Genomic DNA, 17,312 nt, shown 5'->3' on the forward strand with positions numbered 1-17,312 from the left:
ATGACGATGGACGGGCGCGGACAAGAAAGCCGCCCAAAATGGCAGCTTACAACAGAAAATGGGCGCTGGCGGATGATAATGGATGTGGCGATGGCGGAAGAGGTGGGATTCGAACCCACGGTAGGCTCTCACCTACGCCGGTTTTCAAGACCGGTGCCTTAAACCACTCGGCCACTCTTCCGTTCTGCAAACCGTTTCGGGGCTTTGAGGGGGAATGTCAAGCGGGGCGGTGTGAATTTGTGAGGACTGCCCGGAACTTGCCAGAGAGCTCTGCCTGAAAACCTCGCAGAAACATTAGCTGAAAACGCTCGGGGACGGGGCGGGCGCCACCTTGGGGCGCATCTCCGGAACAGCTGGATTGATGCGGAAAGACGGTCTCAGCCTTGCCGTATCCTTCGGCGGTCATCACGGGCGAAGCGGAGCGCAGACCCGGGAACCACTCGTTTGCAGAGCGGCTCACGTGATGTGTGGCGGCTACGGCAGATGCGCAATGATGTCTTTGCGGGAAATTTTGCAGGATTCGGCTTTTCTCTGGAAACGAGCGGGCCCCGGATCTCCGCTGCGCTCCGTCCGGGGCGGCGCTGCGGCGAGCCGCCCCCTTACGCAAAGAACGGCGGTGTCCGCGCAGCGCATCATTGCATTGTCAGGAAGAATTGCCCGCCGTGTGTCCCCCGTAGGGGGCCGCTGATCCGGCGTGTCGTGGGCAGGGGTGCAGGATCAGCGGCCGTTGCCGGGAGGGCCCCAGCCTGCGCAGGGCGGGGCGGCCCGTTGCAGTGAAATCACCTTAGGCGGTGCCGGCGCGGCTGTTTGTGATGGCGATCACAAAGTGATGCAATGAAGGTCATGCAAGGGAAGGGACTGCCGGGAACGGCAGGAGAGGGCGGGCGTGAATGAGTGACAGCGGAGGCGCTGCGTCAAAACTTCCAGCGAGTCTTGCGAGGGGAAGCAGGCGTCCTGAAGGACGCCTGCGCACCCGAAGCGCAGGATTCGGGCACGGCCATCCGCTTGGCTCCCGATATGGTAAATTGTTTCTCTCTGCCTTCAGTTTGGAGAAGCCTCCGCAAATGGCGGAAAACCGGCAATCCGGGACTTTGCGGTGCACCTCAGGTGGTTTGGCGTGTGCTGCGGCGGTTTGGGACTTGGCGAAGCAGTAAGGATCAGGTAACCACTATGCGATTAACTGCGGCTGTTGCATTTCTGCGGGGGCGGAATGCACTTGCGCGCAAGGGGCCTAACGGTCAGTTTGCGCAACCGCGAGACAGCGCCGGGAAACCGGCTTTATGGAGCGCGTGTGCTGGGGCCGCCAGACGCGTTGTGAGTGGGACGGCAGGATGCAAGGTTTGGGGAAACGCCCGGTGGCAGCAATGGCTGAAGAGGCTGTGTGCGCCAGCAAGGACGCTCAGGAGGCAGGCGGTGTTAAACTCCGCAAGCCCGCCCTGAAACTGATGATCGCACTCTCCGCGGCGCTTGCACTGGCAGCCTGCGAGAGCGCGCCCAAGAAACGCTCTTCCGAATATTTTCCTGAATCAAAATACGGCGTGAAGGCCAGCCCCCGCGTTGTGGCCGATGGCAAGCCGGTGCCCAAGGGCGGTGGCCGCGCCATCGTCGGCAAGCCCTACAAGGTGGCAGGTCGCTGGTACTATCCCAAGGAAGTGCCAGGCTACACGAAGGTTGGTTTTGCCTCCTGGTACGGCGAGGCCTTCCATGGACGCAAGACGGCCAATGGCGAGATTTATGACCGCCACTCGCTGACCGCTGCGCACACCACCATGCCGCTTCCGTCCTATGCCCGCGTCACAAACGTGGAAAATGGCCGCTCGATGATCGTGCGCGTCAACGACCGCGGGCCGTTCCACGGCAACCGCGAGATCGATCTGTCGCAGCGCGTCGCCAAGATGCTGGGCACCAAACAGTCCGGCATCGGCAAGGTGAAGGTGGAATACATCGGTCCGGCGCGTATGGACGGCAGGGATGAAGAGTTTCTGCTGGCCAGCTATGAAGGGCCGGGCGCCGTGACACCGGGCGGAACGATGCCGGGAACCATGCTGGCTGAAGCTCCTGCTGCGGCACCGGCAGCCAATGTCATGGTGGCTTCCGCCGAGCCGCTGGCGCAGGGCGCGGGCAGCACGAACTATGTACCGAGCTTTGCGCCCCGGCCGCGTCCTTTGACCTTGCCGCAGCCGGTGACAGTGGCCTCCACCTCAGGCACGACCCATCCGCAGCTTGACCCGTCCTACATGATCGCCTTCGATCCGGCGGTTGCCTACGAGAGCTCTGCGCAGATCATGGTTGCCTCGGCAAGCCCGGCTGTATCTGCGGTTAATGCCACTCCTGCGGCCACCGAGGCTCAGGCCATCATGAGCCCGGCTGCCGTGACCGGGGCTGAGGTTCCAGTTCCCGCTCCCGCCGTCCAGACGCTGGGGGCGCAGCCGCAGACCCTTGGTACGATCCGCGTACCCGCGGCATCGCCGGTGAATGCGGCACCAGCTGCCTATCAGGACCCCGCAGCCGCCCAGCCCCAGATGATCTGGCAGCCGGGACTTAACGCACCGCGCAACCTGCTGCGTGGCGGCGCCGTGTCGTCCTATGCGGCAAACGACCGTATCAATGGTGTTTTCGGCGCGTTCGAAACGTTCGAGAGCAGCGCGACGCCCCTTCAGAAGCTGAGCCGCTGATTTCGTGGCCAGCGCCCGGCCTCGACCGGGCCTGAAACGGGCCAGGTGGAACATGTGCGGGACATGACCGGGCAGGGTGGAATGGCCGTGCGGCCGCTACAGACAAGGGTTAGATCTTTCAGCCTTGCGGTCCTTGCCGCAGGGTTTCTGGTTTTAGGCGTGTTCTCACCACAAGACGCCGCCGCGCAGGATGTGCTTGCGACGAAGGCGGTGACAGCCATCCTTGTCGATCAGTCCAGCAACACGCTGCTCTATGCGAAGGCGCCGGATCAACCGTTCGAGCCGGGCTCACTCGCCAAGGTGATGACTGCAGCCGCCGTCTTTGATGCGCTGAAGGCTGGAGAGGTTACCCCCGAGACGCTTTACACCGTCAGCGAGCATGCCTGGCGCACAGGTGGTGCGCCGTCACGCGGGGCGACGATGTTTGCGTCCGTGAAGTCGCAGATCGCCATCTCCGATCTGTTGCAGGGGCTCATTGTCCATAATGCGAATGACGCGGCCATCGTGCTGGCCGAGGGGCTCGCGGGCAGCGAGGAGGCCTTCGCGGAGAGGATGAATGCGCTTGCCACCAGGCTTGGCATGAAGAACACGCACTTTGCCAATCCAACAGGCTATCCTGCACCGGGCGCGAAGGTGACGGCACGCGATCTCAGCCTGCTGGCGGGGTATATTCTGAGTGAGCACAAGGACCGGTACGGTCTGTTCAGCCAGCCGGAGTTCACCTGGAACAATATCTTCCAGCGTGCGAAGAACCCGTTTCTGGGCAATGTCACCGGCCTTGACGGGCTGGGAGCAGGGCAGAGCGAACCGGGCGGGTTCAGCGGTCTTGTCTCTGTGGAGCGGGACGGGCGGCGTGTGATCGCGGCCCTCTCCGGCCTTCCCAGCGACAAGGCGCGGCTGGCGTCGGTTAAGGACCTTGTCGAAGGCGCCTGGGATGCCTTTACCCTCAACCGCCTGTTTGATGCCGGGGCGCAGGTGGCCAGCGCCCGCGTGTTCGGCGGTACGGCAGGGGAGGTGCCTCTGGTGGCGGCACAGAATGTCGATGTCCTGCTGCCAAACGGCGGGACGATGAATTACCGTCTGCGCGCCGTTTATGAGGGGCCGTTGATTGCGCCGGTTGAAAAAGGGGCCCTCGCGGGCGAAATCAGGGTGCTGGGGCCGGATGATGCCGTCGTCTACCGGGCTCCGCTTCTGACGGGCAGTGACATCCGTGAGGGCACATTAAGCCAGCGGGCCATGAATGGTGTGCGCCAGTTGTTGTTCGGCTGGTTATGATACAGCGCCCTGCGGGGCGCATGAGTTGGAGAGTTTCCTTGGCGCTGGGGCGGTTCATCACATTTGAAGGCGGGGAAGGGGCCGGCAAGTCGACCCAGATCCGGCGCCTGCGCGAGCGTCTGCAGCAACAGGGGCTGGACGTGACCCTCACACGTGAACCGGGCGGCTCGCCGGGCGCGGAGATGATCCGCGAAGTGCTACTGTCGGGTGCTGCGCGCAAGCTGGGCCCGCGCGGCGAGGCCATGCTGTTTGCCGCCGCCCGTGCCGACCATGTGGACGTGACCATCCGCCCGGCGCTGGAGCGCGGGCAGTGGGTGCTGTGTGACCGCTATGCCGATTCGACGCGGGTCTATCAGGGGGAAGCAGGCGTAGAGCCGCAAGTGCTGGATGTGCTGGAAGTGACGGCCACAAACGGCCTGAGGCCTGACCTGACGGTGCTCATCGACGTTCCGGCTGCCATCGGCCTGAAACGGGTGGACACGAGGGCGCAGAATGCCAGCGGCAGCAGCCCGGACCGGTTCGAGACCGACACCCTGGAGACCCATGAACGGCGGCGGCAGCTTTTTCTGGAGCTTGCGGACGCCGAACCGGACCGTATCGTGGTTATTGATGGTGCCCAGGATGCGGGCGAAGTCGAAGAAGCCATCTGGCAGGTGGTGTCCTCCCGCTTCGGCCTGAAGAACCGGCAAGGCGCAGGACCCGTTCATGGCGCGTAACGCGGAAATCGAGGCCGTTCCGGAAGCTGACGCCATTGATGGTGTGCCGCTGCCGCGCGAGCAGTTTTTGCTTGTCGGGCATGACGCAGCGGAGCGGGAGCTGATCGAGGCCTACCGCTCGCCGCGCTTCCACCATGCCTGGCTGGTGGGCGGGCAGAAAGGCATCGGCAAGGCAACACTTGCCTTCCGCTTTGCCCGGTTTGCGCTGGCCCACCCGGACAGATTTTCCGCAGACGTTGCCGCTGCCACCAGCCTTGCCGTGCCCGAGGGGCATATCGTCAGCCGCCAGATTGCGGCGGGTGCCAGCCCCAATGTGCTGCATTTGCGCAGGCCCTATAACGAGAAGACGAAGCGCTTCAAGACCGATCTGCCGGTCGATGAGGTGCGGCGCACCGTGTCCTTCTTCGGCACCACAGCGTCCGGGCAGGGGCTGCGGATCTGCATCGTCGATGCAGCGGATGACATGAACGCCAGTTCCGCCAATGCGCTTCTGAAAATCCTGGAAGAGCCGCCTGCGAACTCCCTGTTTTTCGTGCTGTCGCACGCACCGGGCCGTCTGCTGCCGACCATCCGCTCGCGCTGCCGCAGGCTTGATCTGCATCCGCTGGACGAGCGTGCCATGACACAGGCACTCACCGGCATGGGAAGCGCTGCTGATCCCACCGCCATGGCGGATGTGGCGCGCTTTGCGGGCGGCAGCCTGCGCTCGGCCTTGCTGCTGCTGGCGGGCGAGGGACTCGCAGTGACGCAGGGCTTCCATAATCTCGCCTCCAGCCTGCCGCGCGTCGATCCCGTGGCGCTGCATGCCTTTGCCGATCTCGTTTCGGCGCGCGGTGAAACCGACAACTGGGAAGCCTTCCTCTCGGTGGCGCGGGACTGGATACATGCACAGTTGCGCGGACCGGACGCGGGGCACGGCTCACGGCTTGTCAGGTGGACCGAGGTATGGGAAAAGATGGGCCGCGCGGCGGCGGATGCCGAGGCGCTCAATCTTGACAAGAAACAGGTAGTCATCGACGTGTTCCGGTCCCTCTCCGAGGCCATGCGAATGCCTGCATGAAGCCTTGCCGCCCGCAAGGCACCTGCTGATGACCGGACGCATGTCCGTCTGTTTCTCCCGTTTGTAGCCAGTTCTCGCCCGAAAGCATCCGAAGCGTCATGACCGACAAGCCCCGCTACTACATCACCACGGCCATTTCCTATCCCAACGGTGTGCCGCACATTGGCCATGCCTATGAGGCGATTGCCACCGATGCGATGGCCCGTTTCCAGCGGCTGGATGGCAAGGATGTGTTCTTCCTGACGGGCACGGATGAACACGGGCAGAAGATGCTGCAGACGGCGCGCAAGGAAGGCATCACCGCGCAGGAACTGGCGGACCGCAACTCGGCCCGCTTCCGCGCCATGGTGGAGGCCCTCGGCTGCACCAACAACGACTTCATCCGCACCAGCGAGGAGCGGCACCACAAGTCGAGCCAGGAAATCTGGAAGCGGATGGCGGCAAATGGCGACATCTACAAGGACAGCTATTCCGGCTGGTACTCCGTGCGTGACGAGGCTTTCTATCAGGAGGGCGAGACAGAAGTGCGCGCTGATGGCGTGCGCTACGGCCCGCAAGGCACGCCGGTGGAATGGGTGGAGGAGGAGAGCTACTTCTTCCGCCTGTCCGCCTATCAGGACAAGCTGCTGGCCCATTATGAGGCCAATCCCGATTTCATCGGCCCGTCCGAGCGCCGGAACGAGATCGTCAGCTTCGTCAGCCGCGGCCTGAAGGACCTGTCCGTTTCGCGCACGACCTTTGACTGGGGCATCCCGGTGCCGGGCGACGAGCGGCACGTGATGTATGTTTGGGTGGATGCGCTCACCAACTACATTACCGGCGCAGGCTTCCCGGATGAGAGCGACGCACGCTGGTCCTACTGGCCGGCGGATGCCCATATCATCGGCAAGGACATCATCCGCTTCCATGCGGTCTACTGGCCTGCCTTCCTGATGTCGGCCGGCATTCCGCTGCCCAAGCGTGTCTATGCTCACGGCTTCCTGTTCAACCGCGGGGAGAAGATGTCGAAGTCGGTCGGCAACGTCATCGATCCCTTCAGCCTGATCGAGCATTACGGCCTCGACCAGACCCGCTATTTCTTCCTGCGCGAGGTGCCCTTCGGACAGGACGGCAACTACAGCCACGAGGCGATCGTCAACCGCATCAATGCGGACCTTGCCAATGACCTTGGCAATCTGGCGTCGCGCTCCCTGTCGATGATCTCCAAGAACTGCGATGGCAAGCTGCCGCAGCCGGGTGCCTTGCAGCCAGCCGACGAGGCCATTCTGGCGCAGGCCGATGCCATGCTGGAGACCTGCCGTGCCGCTTTCGGCAAGCAGGAAATCCATGCAGGCCTTGCCTGCATCTGGGCCTGTGTGGCCGAAGCCAACCGCTACTTCGCCGCGCAGGAGCCCTGGGCACTGAAGAAGACCGATCCGGAGCGCATGAACACGGTGCTCTATGTCACGGCCGAAGTGATCCGCCAGATCGCCATTCTGGCTCAGCCGGTGACCCCCACTGCAGCGGCCAAGCTGCTGGACAACCTCTCGGTACCGGCGGGCGCACGCAGCTTCGCAACGCTTGGCGCAGGCGGACGGCTTGCCGCTGGCGTGGAAATCCCGAAGCCCGAGCCGGCCTTCCCGCGCTACGTGGAACCGGAACAGGCGGACGCATAAGCCGCCCCAGATTCGAAAGGGCGGGGAAAACCCCGCTCTTTCATAATGTTATGATCGCGATCCACAGCGGAGCACACCGGTTCTCCACATGGATTGCCCGCATGTTATCCACAAGGTTTCCCACAAGGCTTCCCTATGCTTGTCGACAGTCATTGCCATCTCGATTTCCCCGACTTCGAAGCCGAGCGGGACGAGGTGATTGCTCGCGCCCATGCGGCAGGCGTGAAGCTGATGGTCACGATCTCCACCCGGGTACGCAAGTTCCCGCAAGTGCTGGCCATCGCGGAAGCCTATGACAGCGTTTACTGCTCGGTCGGAACCCATCCGCACAACGCCCATGAGGAACTGGACGTGACGGCGGACGAACTGGTGAAGCTGGCGCAGCATCCGAAGGTCGTGGCGATTGGCGAAGCCGGGCTCGACTATTTTTACGACAAGGCACCGCGGGCCTCGCAGGCGCAGGGGTTGAGAACCCATATCGAGGCGGCCCGGCGCACCCAGCTGCCGCTGGTTATCCATTCGCGTGATGCGGATGAGGACATGATGGCCATCCTGAGCGAGGAAATGGGGCAGGGGGCGTTTCCGGCGCTGCTGCACTGCTTCTCTTCAGGGCCAGAGCTTGCCCGGCGCGGGGTTGAACTGGGGCTTTATGTGTCCTTCTCCGGCATTCTGACGTTCAAGCGCTCGGAGGAAATCCGCGAGATTGCCGCCAGCGTGCCGCTTGACCGGCTGCTGGTCGAAACCGATGCGCCTTATCTTGCCCCTCAGCCCAAGCGCGGCCAGAGGAACGAGCCAGCCTATACGGCCTTCACCGCGCAGACCCTTGCCGAAGTGCATGGCGTGAGCGCAGAGGAGATGGCGCGGCAGACGACGGAGAATTTCTTCCGTCTCTTCTCCAAGGCGAAACGGCCGGAGGCAGAATGAGCGCAGAGCTGGAGATCACCATCCTTGGCTGCGGATCATCAGGGGGCGTGCCGCGTCTTGGTGACGACTGGGGACGTTGTGATCCGGCCGAGCCGCGCAACCGCCGCAGCCGCTGCGCTCTGCTTGTCCGCCAGAGGGGCGAGGGCGGCGAGACCACGGTGCTGATCGACACCGGGCCGGACATGCGCGCCCAGCTGCTGGAGGCCGGGGTCGGCTACCTCGACGCCGTGATCTACACCCACGCCCACGCGGACCACCTGCATGGCATCGATGACCTGAGGATGCTGGCGCTGCGCAACCGCATGAAGGTGCCGGTCTATATGGACGAGCCCACATCCGCGCGGGCTCATGCAGCTTTCGGTTATTGCTTCGAGACGCCTCCAGGATCTTCATATCCGCCGATCCTTGACGAGCGGCGGCTGACGGCAGGCGTGGAAACCGTGATCACCGGAGCAGGCGGGCCAATCAGCTTCCTGCCCATACCGGTCCACCACGGGGAGATCGACTCGCTCGCCTTCCGCTTTCAGGATATCGTCTATCTTCCTGATGTGTCGGAGATTCCCGAAAGCGAAGTCGTGCGGTTTGCCGGTCTGCGGCTGTTCATCATCGACGCCTTGCGCCGCACACCGCACCCCAGTCACTTCTCGCTGGATGATGCGCTGCACTGGATCGCAAGCCTGAAGCCCGCACAGGCCATCCTGACCAACATGCACAACGATATGGACTATGCCACGCTCTGCCGTGAGCTGCCGCAGCATGTGAAACCCGCCCATGACGGCATGGTGATCAGGCTGGCGGGCGGGGCAGCGGCCCCCGGGTCTTCGGACTGACCGGCCTCAGTCAGCCATTGTCCACCGCATAGGACTTCATGAACACGCGCACGGCGGCGGCAATGATCGCCTCTTGTTCGGCTGGCGTGGGAGACGAGCCCGAGGCAAGGAGCATCCGGCGCATGGTGCCTGCGATGCACAGATCCAGAAACTGTGTGGCGGCCAGCTCCAGATCGCAATCGACGATCTGGCCGATCTCGTGCCGGTGCAACAGGAACTGCTTGAGGTGGCGTATGCCCTTCTTCGGGCCTTCTTCATAGAGCAGGGCGCCAAACTCCGGAAATTTTTCCGATGCACCGACCACCATGCGCAGGGTCGAGATGGTTTCGGGAAGGATCATCCGGGACAGATAGACCCCGCCGAGCCGCATCAGGGCCTCGAAAAGCGGTGCGCTGTCGTCGAGATCAGTCAGGCAATGCTCAGGCTGCATCTGCCTGTCCTTCAGGATCAGCGCCTTGAACAGGGCTTCCTTGCTGTCGAAATAGACATAGAGCGTGCCCTTCGACACCCCGGCCTCACGGGCGATGGTTTCCATGCTGGCCCCGTCAAAGCCATTGGCACGGAACACACGGCGTGCGCCATCCAGAATCTGGTGGCGTTTGGCATTGGCGGTCTGGCCGGACTTATCTCCGTCTACCTGTGCATCCTGTGCGGTCATGATCCGTTTCAACTTTTTCGCAGCGGCGTTGCCCCTACGTAGGTTCGTGAAGGGCACTCTGTCAAACTCCACCCGGAAGATGCCGTTATTTCAGTGGGGGAAGGGCTCTTTTTCTGGAGGGCGCTTGCCCAAATCATCTATTGACCGAACCGTTCAGTCAAACTATTTATGTGCGAAAGGCATACAACGAAGGCTCCCCCCGCCGTGACCACCACTGCCACACGTCTCAAGACAGAAACACAATCCCCCGCTTCCGGTACCCCCACCGGCGGTGGAGAGGAACGCCGCGCGGCTGCACCCGCGGCGGATGGCAGCGGGTCTCCCGCTGGCAACCCGGTAGCACCATCCCCCACCCGTGCCCGGAATGCCCAGGGAGACCCGCAGCCTGCCTCCGGACAAGAGGCAAGAGAGGGCGGCACTACGGCGAAGAAAAAGGGCAAGGCGGGCAAGGTTCTGCGCGCCATCCTCCTGGTGGCCATCGCAGCAGGAGCCTATGAGGGCTACGCCTGGTGGACGCACGGCCGCTTCATGGCATCAACGGATGATGCCTATGTCTCTGCCGACATCACCACGGTCCTGTCCAAGGTGTCGGGCTATGTGGCCAGCATTGAGGCGACCGACAATCAGCATGTGGAAGCAGGGCAGGTGATCGCCCGCATTGACGATGGCGACTACCGGCTGGCCGTGCAATCTGCCAAGGACAGTGTGGCCAGCGCCGAAGCGGCAGTGGAGCGCATTGCCCGCCAGATCATCGCTGGCAAAGCCTCCGTCGAACAGGCAAAGGCCTCCGTGGAAGCCGCGCTGGCCCGCGAGATCGAGTCAAAGGCCAGTTATGAGCGGCAAGTCAAGCTGACAGAGGGCAAGGTGTCGAGCCAGGCTTCTCTGGACACGGCCCTTGCCAACATGCGCGATGCGTCTGCCACGGTTTCAAGCAGCAGGGCAGCGGTTTCTGTCGCAGAAGCCAATGTGGCCGTACTGGAAAGCCAGAAGAAGGAAGCCGAACAGGCCGTGGCTTCGGCGCGCACCGCGCTGGAGAAGGCTGAACGGGACCTGGATTTCACGGTGGTGCGGGCGCCGGTTTCTGGCGTTGTCGGCAACCGGGCGGCGCAGGTGGGCTCGCTCCTGCAGACCGGCAGCCGCGTCGCCTCTATCGTGCCGCTGGCCGATGCCCGGATCGATGCCAATTTCAAGGAAACCCAGCTGGACGCCATCCAGCCCGGCGCTTCGGTGAAGGTGACCGTCGATGCCTATCCGGAGCTGGAGCTGCATGGCACGGTGAAGAGCCTGTCCCCGGCGACCGGCTCCGTCTTCAGCCTGCTGCCGTCCGAGAATGCCACGGGCAACTTCACCAAGGTGGTGCAGCGCGTGCCGGTGCGCATTTCCGTGCCGGTGAGCGAGGAGGGCGCTTCCGTCCTGCGCCCCGGCATGTCGGTGGTCGTTGAGGTCGATACCCGCACCGGCACGCGGATAACGGGCCTTCCCGGCAGCAAGACCGCGAGCGCCCGCTGACAGCGGGCGCCCCACAAGGGCGGCGGACGCAACATGACAGATACAACGATGGCCGCTCCGGCCCAACCCGTCGTCACCACACGCAGGATGCTGACCTTCCTGTGCATGGTTTTCGGCATGTTCATGGCGATCCTGGACATCCAGATCGTCTCGGCCTCCCTGTCCGAGATCCAGGCCGGGCTTGGCGCCTCCAGCGATGAAATTCCGTGGGTGCAGACCAGCTATCTGATCGCCGAAGTGATCATGATCCCGCTGTCCGGCTATCTGTCGCGCATGCTCTCGACCCGCTGGATGTTCGCCATTTCCGCCGGCGGCTTCACCGCCATGAGCTTCATGTGTGCCACGGCCACGACCATCAACGAAATGATCCTCTGGCGCACGCTGCAGGGCTTTCTGGGTGGCGGCATGATCCCCACCGTGTTTGCGACGGCCTATCTGATTTTCCCGCGCGAGAAATTCAGCATCGTGTCGCCGGTCATCGGCCTCGTCGCAACCCTGGCCCCGACGATCGGCCCGACGCTGGGCGGCTATCTCACCGACTTCATGTCCTGGCACTGGCTGTTCCTGATCAACGTCATTCCCGGCGTTTTCGTGACCATTGCCGCCGTTACACTGATCGACTTCGACGAGCCGGACATGAGCCTTCTCGACAAGTTCGACTGGACCGGCTTTGCCGCCATGGCGGTATTCCTCGGCTCGCTCGAATACGTGCTGGAGGAGGGGACCAACGACGACTGGTTCCAGAGCGAGCACATCGTCCTGTTCTCCGTGCTCTCGGGTGCCGCCGCGCTGCTGTTCTTCTACCGGGCATTCACGGTGGATGAGCCGGTTGCGGATCTGCGCGCCTTCGGCAACAAGAACTTCGCCATGGGCAGCCTGTTCAGCTTCGTCATGGGCATCGGGCTTTATGGCCTGACCTATCTCTATCCGGTCTATCTCTCCGGCATCCGCGGCTACACCGCGCTGCAGATCGGCGAGACCATGTTCGTCAGCGGCCTTGCCATGTTCCTGACCGCGCCGGTGGCCGGCCGGTTGATGAGCGTGCTCGATCCGCGCGTGATGATGGGCATCGGCTTTGGCGGCTTTGCGCTTGGCACCTATCTGGTGACGGGCCTGACGCAGGATTGGGATTTCTACGAGCTGCTGCTGCCGCAGATCCTGCGCGGCTGCTCCTTGATGCTGTGCATGGTGCCGATCAACAACATCGCCCTTGGCATGCTGCCACCGCAGATGATCAAGAACGCCTCCGGCCTGTTTAATCTGACGCGAAACCTCGGCGGTGCCGTGGGCCTTGCGCTGATCAACTCCTTCCTGACCGAACGGCGCGCCTTCCACTACGAGCGCCTTGCCGAAAGCGTCAATGGCGCCCGTGAGCCGGTGCAGGAGACCATGTCCATGCTGACGCAGGCCTATGCGCCGCTGGGCGATACGGCTCCCACAGCGGCCCTCAATGCCGTGAAGGGCATGGTCACGGAGCAGGCTTTCATCATGTCCTTCATCGACATGTTCATGCTGCTGACGCTGCTGTTCGTCTGCCTGCTGGCCGCCATCTTCTTTGTCGAAAAACCAAATCTTGCCGGCGGCGGCGGAGGAGGGCACTGATGCCCTCCAGTGAGATGCGGCCATTTTATCCTTGAAAAATCCAACATTTCCAATACCTTGATTGGTATGGAACGGATTTTCGGAGGGCTTCATGGCCGATGACGGCGCGCAGGACCATCCGGACAGCGCCCGGACAGCCAGCAGCAGTGACGAAAGTCCGGGATCTGCAAAGTCCGCTGGCGGCAAGGGACAACGCCGGGCACCGCGCATTCCGACGGAGGAGCGCCTCACGCGGCAGGCCCTGGCCTATCTGGAGCGCTACGCCACGTCGCTGGCCAATCTGCGGCTCGTGCTGGAGCGCAAGGTTTCCCGCGCTGCCCGTCATCATGGCACGGATGCAAGCGCCTATGCGCCGATGATCGAGGCGGTGCTGGACAAATGCAGCCGCAGCGGACTGGTCAACGACCGCAGCTTTGCCGAAACCAAACTGGCCAGCCTGCGCCGCAAGGGAGCCTCCACGCGAAAGATCGCCGCGCAGCTGGGGGCCAAAGGTGTGGCACGTCAGATGATCGACGCGGTGCTGGATCAGGACGAAACCTCGGACGCCAGCGCCGCACGCCGCTTTGCGCAGCGGCGCAGGCTCGGGCCGTGGCGCAAGGGGCACGCAGACGAGAACCCGGAAACCCGCCGCGACAAGGACCGCAAGGACATGGCGGCCATGTGCCGTGCCGGCCACTCCATCTCCGCCGCACGCGCCGCCTTGCAGGACGTGGAGGCAATGGAAGAGTGAGCAGCCTCATACAGCACCGTTCCATCGTCATTCCAGCCAAGCGCAGCGCGAGCCTGGACCGTTGAGCCGGGGTGCATACGGTTTGTTCCTGCCGTCTGGAGCTGTCAGATCTTTGCTCACCGGTTTGAGGTGTCCCACAAGCCGAATGATCCACCGTCACAGCGCGAAGGCCTTTGGCAGAATGAAGGGTGCCTGCGGGATCCAAAAAAGTCGGATAAGATATATTATGGAACTTGTCTGTATGTGATGAGATTGGCGCTGAAACGAGGCCGCCAGTCACAGGCCGCCCGTTACATGCCAACCCGTCACATGCCACCCGTCACATGGATGACACGGTGCTGCGGTTGCTTTGCGTCATGGCCTCACATTGTCTCATTATCATCGATCTGCTCAACGACTTTCTCGACCGCTGGGACGCCGGGCGAACGGCGGAGCTGATTGCGCAGACCAACCGGCTGGCCGCGGCGTTCCGGATGGCTGGGCTTCCCGTCATCTGGGTCCGGCAGGAATTCAAACCCGATCTCAGCGATGCCTTTGCCGAAATGCGTGTGCGCAATATCAAGGCCACCATCATGGGCACGCGCGGCGCGCAGCTTCATGCGGATCTCGACTGGCGGCCCGGAGATGCGGTCATCGTCAAGAAACGCTACAGCGCCTTTTTCCGGACAGACCTTGAAGACCGGCTGGCGCATATAGGCGCCGGTCATGTGGTTCTGTGCGGCATCAACACCCACGCCTGCGTCCGCATGACTGCCATCGATGCCTATCAGCGCGATCTGCGCGTCACCATTGCACGGGACTGCACGGCCTCCTATGACGAGGACCATGCCCGTGTCTCGCTGGCCTATATGGACGGCAAGATCGCGGCGGTTGCGCCGGCTTCTGCCATTCTAAAGGCCATCGCGGCCAGCTGATTGGCTTGTTCAGCTTCGGGATACAAAGTATTGTTTTCAAAATACAATACCGAAATCAAAGACCTGATCAGCGCTTTTTACGCTGCCCATCCGGCGCGTCAGGATGAGATTTCCGCCATTGACCAGCTCTGGCGGAGCGATGCGGACATGACGGCACGGTCGACGGTTCCGGCGCATGTGACCGCAAGTGCCGTGCTGCTGCAGGATGGCAAAATCCTGATGGTGGAGCATCTCACGCTCGGAAAACGGCTGTTTCCCGGCGGACACATCGATGCCGGAGAAATGCCCCATGAAGCTGCCGCCCGGGAACTGTCCGAAGAAACCGGTCTCACCGCGCAACTGCAGGCCGGGCTCCCCATCGATATCGATGTCCACGGCATCCCTGAAAACAGGAAGAAAAACGAGCCGGCGCATATCCATATCGATCTGCGCTATCTCTTTGCGAACCCGTCCGGCGCACTTCTTGCCAATCCTGACGAGATATCAGCCCTCAGCTGGGTCTCACCAGACGCCCTTCCCCCGGCGATGCGAAGGGGGCTGGATTGCTTGGGGCAGTCAACGGGCACGCCGTTCGTGAATTGAACCCGGAGGAAACGGCGTCCTTGGCCACCGCCCGGTCACAGGCGGCGCGTGGTGCGTTTGCGTTTGACGATGATGTGCGCGCCGTCTGGGCAAAGCATGGGGTGAGGGCCTGATCCCTCCCTGCCAAATCCATTCCCATTTCGCCCTGCTCCCGCTATATCCCTTGCCAAAAGCAATCTCGGGGAGGAATGCGGGTGAAGGAACCTCTGGTCCTGATCGCAGGCGGCGGAATTGGCGGCATGGCTCTGGCCTTGACGCTTCATCAGATCGGCGTGCGCTGCAAGGTGTTTGAATCCGTGCGCGAGCTGAAGCCTCTGGGCGTTGGCATCAATATCCAGCCCAATGCGGTGCGCGAGCTGTTCGATCTCGGCATCACGGCGGACATGCTGGACAAGGTGGGCGTTCCGGCGCGGGAATGGGCGCTTGTGGGACGCAACGGCCAGGAAATCTACGCCGAACCGCGCGGGCTGGAGGCCGGCTACAACTGGCCGCAATATGCCGTGCACCGGGGCGAGCTGCACATGCTGCTCTTTGAAACCTTCCGCGCCCGCGCCGGTGAAGAGGCAGCAATTCTGGGGGCGAAGGTCACCGGCTACCGCAAGAACCCGGATGGCACCGTCACCGCCCTGCTCCGCCATTCTGATGGCTCTGCAAGTGAAGAAACCGGCACGCTGCTGATCGGTGCTGACGGCATCCATTCGGCCGTGCGTGCGCAGATGCATCCGGATCAGCCGCCGATCCACTGGGGCGGCGCTGTCATGTGGCGTGGCACGGCGATGGCAAAGCCGGTGCGCACCGGTTCGTCCTTCATCGGCCTGGGCTCGCACCGGCACCGCATGGTCATCTATCCGATTTCGCCCGTTGATCCTCAAACCGGCCTTGCCCGCATCAACTGGATTGCCGAAGTCACCTATGATGACATCAGCAAGCGCGATGCCACCGGCTGGTTCCGTCAGGTTGAGGTGGAGGATTTCTTCCATCACTTCGCCGACTGGACCTATGACTGGATGGATGTTCCGTCGCTGCTGCGCGGTGCGGATGTGGCCTATGAAAACCCGATGATCGACCGGGACCCGGTGGACACATGGGCCGATGGTCCGGTGGCGCTGATGGGTGATGCGGCTCATGCCATGTATCCGACCGGCTCCAATGGCGCGAGCCAGGCCATCATTGATGCGCGCACGCTCGGCGTCATGATGCTGAACCATGGCGTCACGCCTGAGGCGCTCTCCGCCTATGACGAAAAGCTCTGCGGCCCTGTCTCGCAGCTCATCCTGCGCAACCGTGGTGCAGGCCCATTCGGCCTTCTCAACATGGTGGACGAGCGCTGTGGCGGTGACTTTGACAACATCGATGACGTGATTTCACCTGAAGAGCGCGCAAGTTTCATGGGCGCCTACAAGGCCGCTGCCGGCTTTGCCAAGGACGCCCTCAACGCTGCCCCGCGCATGATCGCCGAAGGCGCAAGGGTGCCAGCCCCTGCTCCCGTGTGAAACCATGGAAGGAAGCCGCCAATGACGAGCCGCACGCCGGAAGATTCGAGCCGGGAAGCCCCTGCCCCAGAAGCCCCTGCTCTTGCTGCTCCGAGCCTTGTGCATGTCTGCGACCTCAGGGTCGAGGTTGCGCCGCCCCGCGCCATGGGGCAAGGCAGAGGCGGCGAGCGCAAGATCATGCAGATCACCGGCGGCACGGTCTCCGGCCCCCGTCTCAACGGCCGCATTCTCAATCTGGGCGCGGACTGGTTGACGCTGCACGAAGGCGGGCTGGCGGTGCTCGATGCCCGCTATGCCTTCGAAACGGAAGACGGCGCCCTCATCGAAATGCGCGACAGCGGCTTCCGCCACGGCCCGGCGGATGTGATGGCAGAGCTTGCCAAAGGCGGCGATGTGTCCCCCGACGCCTATTACATGCGCTCTTCCGCCCGGCTCGAAACCGGTGATCCACGCTACCAATGGGTCAACCGCACCATCTTCGTCAGCCGTGGCGCAAGGCTCGGCAAAGGCGTGGTGATCAGCCTGTTTGCGGTGGAGTGAGGACTATTCCCCCAGCCTCCCGCTTTGTCATCCCCGCGAAGGCGGGGATGACATGGCAAGCGCATGTGCTCCCCTTACAGGCCCCGGCACAAGGCCGGGGCGGTGCGAAGTGGTGGCAGGCAAGGAGCAGGAGGCCGGGCTGTTGGCAC

General features: G+C 63.0%; 15 protein-coding genes and 1 tRNA gene. 14 read left to right on the top strand and 2 right to left on the bottom strand.

Annotated elements, in window-relative coordinates; genetic code table 11:
* Positions 1-91: 91 nt before the first annotated feature.
* Positions 92-181, bottom strand: a tRNA-Ser gene (locus V6L75_RS01090).
* 1,183 nt (positions 182-1,364) lie between these two features.
* Between V6L75_RS01090 and V6L75_RS01095 the strand changes: the two genes are divergently transcribed.
* The 7 genes from V6L75_RS01095 (at position 1,365) to V6L75_RS01125 (ending at position 9,135) form a co-directional block, all read left to right on the top strand.
* Positions 1,365-2,675 carry a septal ring lytic transglycosylase RlpA family protein gene (locus tag V6L75_RS01095; protein WP_334250001.1) on the top strand — a complete coding sequence of 437 codons (1,311 nt, stop codon included), beginning with the start codon at positions 1,365-1,367 and terminating at the stop codon, positions 2,673-2,675.
* Between the two features lie 159 nt (positions 2,676-2,834).
* Positions 2,835-3,950, top strand: a complete 1,116-nt coding sequence (locus V6L75_RS01100; protein WP_334249689.1) for a D-alanyl-D-alanine carboxypeptidase family protein — start codon at positions 2,835-2,837, stop codon at positions 3,948-3,950.
* 38 nt (positions 3,951-3,988) lie between these two features.
* Positions 3,989-4,666 (top strand): dTMP kinase, encoded by a 678-nt coding sequence (tmk, locus tag V6L75_RS01105; protein WP_334249690.1) that lies wholly within the window; start codon positions 3,989-3,991, stop codon positions 4,664-4,666.
* On the top strand, positions 4,656-5,726 hold the full coding sequence (locus V6L75_RS01110) for a DNA polymerase III subunit delta' (RefSeq protein ID WP_334249691.1): 1,071 nt from the start codon (positions 4,656-4,658) through the stop codon (positions 5,724-5,726). The genes tmk and V6L75_RS01110 overlap by 11 nt, the downstream gene beginning before the upstream one ends.
* Positions 5,727-5,824: 98 nt before the next feature.
* Complete coding sequence (gene metG, locus V6L75_RS01115) at positions 5,825-7,381, top strand: methionine--tRNA ligase (RefSeq protein ID WP_334249692.1); 1,557 nt, start codon at positions 5,825-5,827, stop codon at positions 7,379-7,381.
* Between the two features lie 135 nt (positions 7,382-7,516).
* A complete protein-coding gene (locus V6L75_RS01120; protein ID WP_334249693.1) occupies positions 7,517-8,305 on the top strand; it encodes a TatD family hydrolase in 789 nt (262 codons plus the stop codon).
* Entirely contained in the window at positions 8,302-9,135 is an 834-nt protein-coding gene (locus V6L75_RS01125; RefSeq protein WP_334249694.1) for an MBL fold metallo-hydrolase, read from the top strand. Before V6L75_RS01120 ends, V6L75_RS01125 begins: the two co-directional genes overlap by 4 nt.
* 10 nt (positions 9,136-9,145) lie before the next feature.
* Here V6L75_RS01125 and V6L75_RS01130 read toward each other — a convergent pair whose 3' ends face one another.
* Positions 9,146-9,793 (bottom strand): TetR/AcrR family transcriptional regulator, encoded by a 648-nt coding sequence (locus V6L75_RS01130; protein ID WP_334249695.1) that lies wholly within the window; start codon positions 9,791-9,793, stop codon positions 9,146-9,148.
* A gap of 204 nt (positions 9,794-9,997) precedes the next feature.
* On the opposite strand from V6L75_RS01130, the gene V6L75_RS01135 reads away from it, so the two are divergent.
* The 7 genes from V6L75_RS01135 to V6L75_RS01165 all read left to right on the top strand — a co-directional run bounded on the left by V6L75_RS01135 (position 9,998) and on the right by V6L75_RS01165 (position 17,163).
* Positions 9,998-11,302: an HlyD family secretion protein gene (locus V6L75_RS01135; protein ID WP_334249696.1), complete on the top strand. Its 1,305-nt coding sequence runs from the start codon at positions 9,998-10,000 to the stop codon at positions 11,300-11,302.
* Positions 11,303-11,335: 33 nt separating this feature from the next.
* Positions 11,336-12,904 (top strand): DHA2 family efflux MFS transporter permease subunit, encoded by a 1,569-nt coding sequence (locus V6L75_RS01140; protein WP_334249697.1) that lies wholly within the window; start codon positions 11,336-11,338, stop codon positions 12,902-12,904.
* Positions 12,905-12,995: 91 nt separating this feature from the next.
* Entirely contained in the window at positions 12,996-13,634 is a 639-nt protein-coding gene (locus V6L75_RS01145) for a regulatory protein RecX (protein WP_334249698.1), read from the top strand.
* A 335-nt stretch (positions 13,635-13,969) separates the two neighbouring features.
* The gene (locus tag V6L75_RS01150) at positions 13,970-14,548 is read left to right on the top strand and encodes a cysteine hydrolase family protein (RefSeq protein ID WP_334249699.1); all 579 of its coding nucleotides are present in this window, start codon (positions 13,970-13,972) and stop codon (positions 14,546-14,548) included.
* 30 nt (positions 14,549-14,578) lie between these two features.
* The gene (locus tag V6L75_RS01155; protein WP_334249700.1) at positions 14,579-15,130 is read left to right on the top strand and encodes an NUDIX hydrolase; all 552 of its coding nucleotides are present in this window, start codon (positions 14,579-14,581) and stop codon (positions 15,128-15,130) included.
* A 188-nt stretch (positions 15,131-15,318) separates the two neighbouring features.
* Positions 15,319-16,623, top strand: a complete 1,305-nt coding sequence (locus V6L75_RS01160) for a flavin-dependent oxidoreductase (RefSeq protein WP_425498640.1) — start codon at positions 15,319-15,321, stop codon at positions 16,621-16,623.
* Between the two features lie 21 nt (positions 16,624-16,644).
* Positions 16,645-17,163, top strand: a complete 519-nt coding sequence (locus tag V6L75_RS01165) for a DUF3237 domain-containing protein (RefSeq protein ID WP_334249702.1) — start codon at positions 16,645-16,647, stop codon at positions 17,161-17,163.
* Positions 17,164-17,312: the final 149 nt, after the last annotated feature.

It is taken from the genome of Pannonibacter anstelovis (assembly GCF_036881715.1).
Taxonomy (GTDB): Bacteria; Pseudomonadota; Alphaproteobacteria; order Rhizobiales; family Stappiaceae; genus Pannonibacter; species Pannonibacter anstelovis.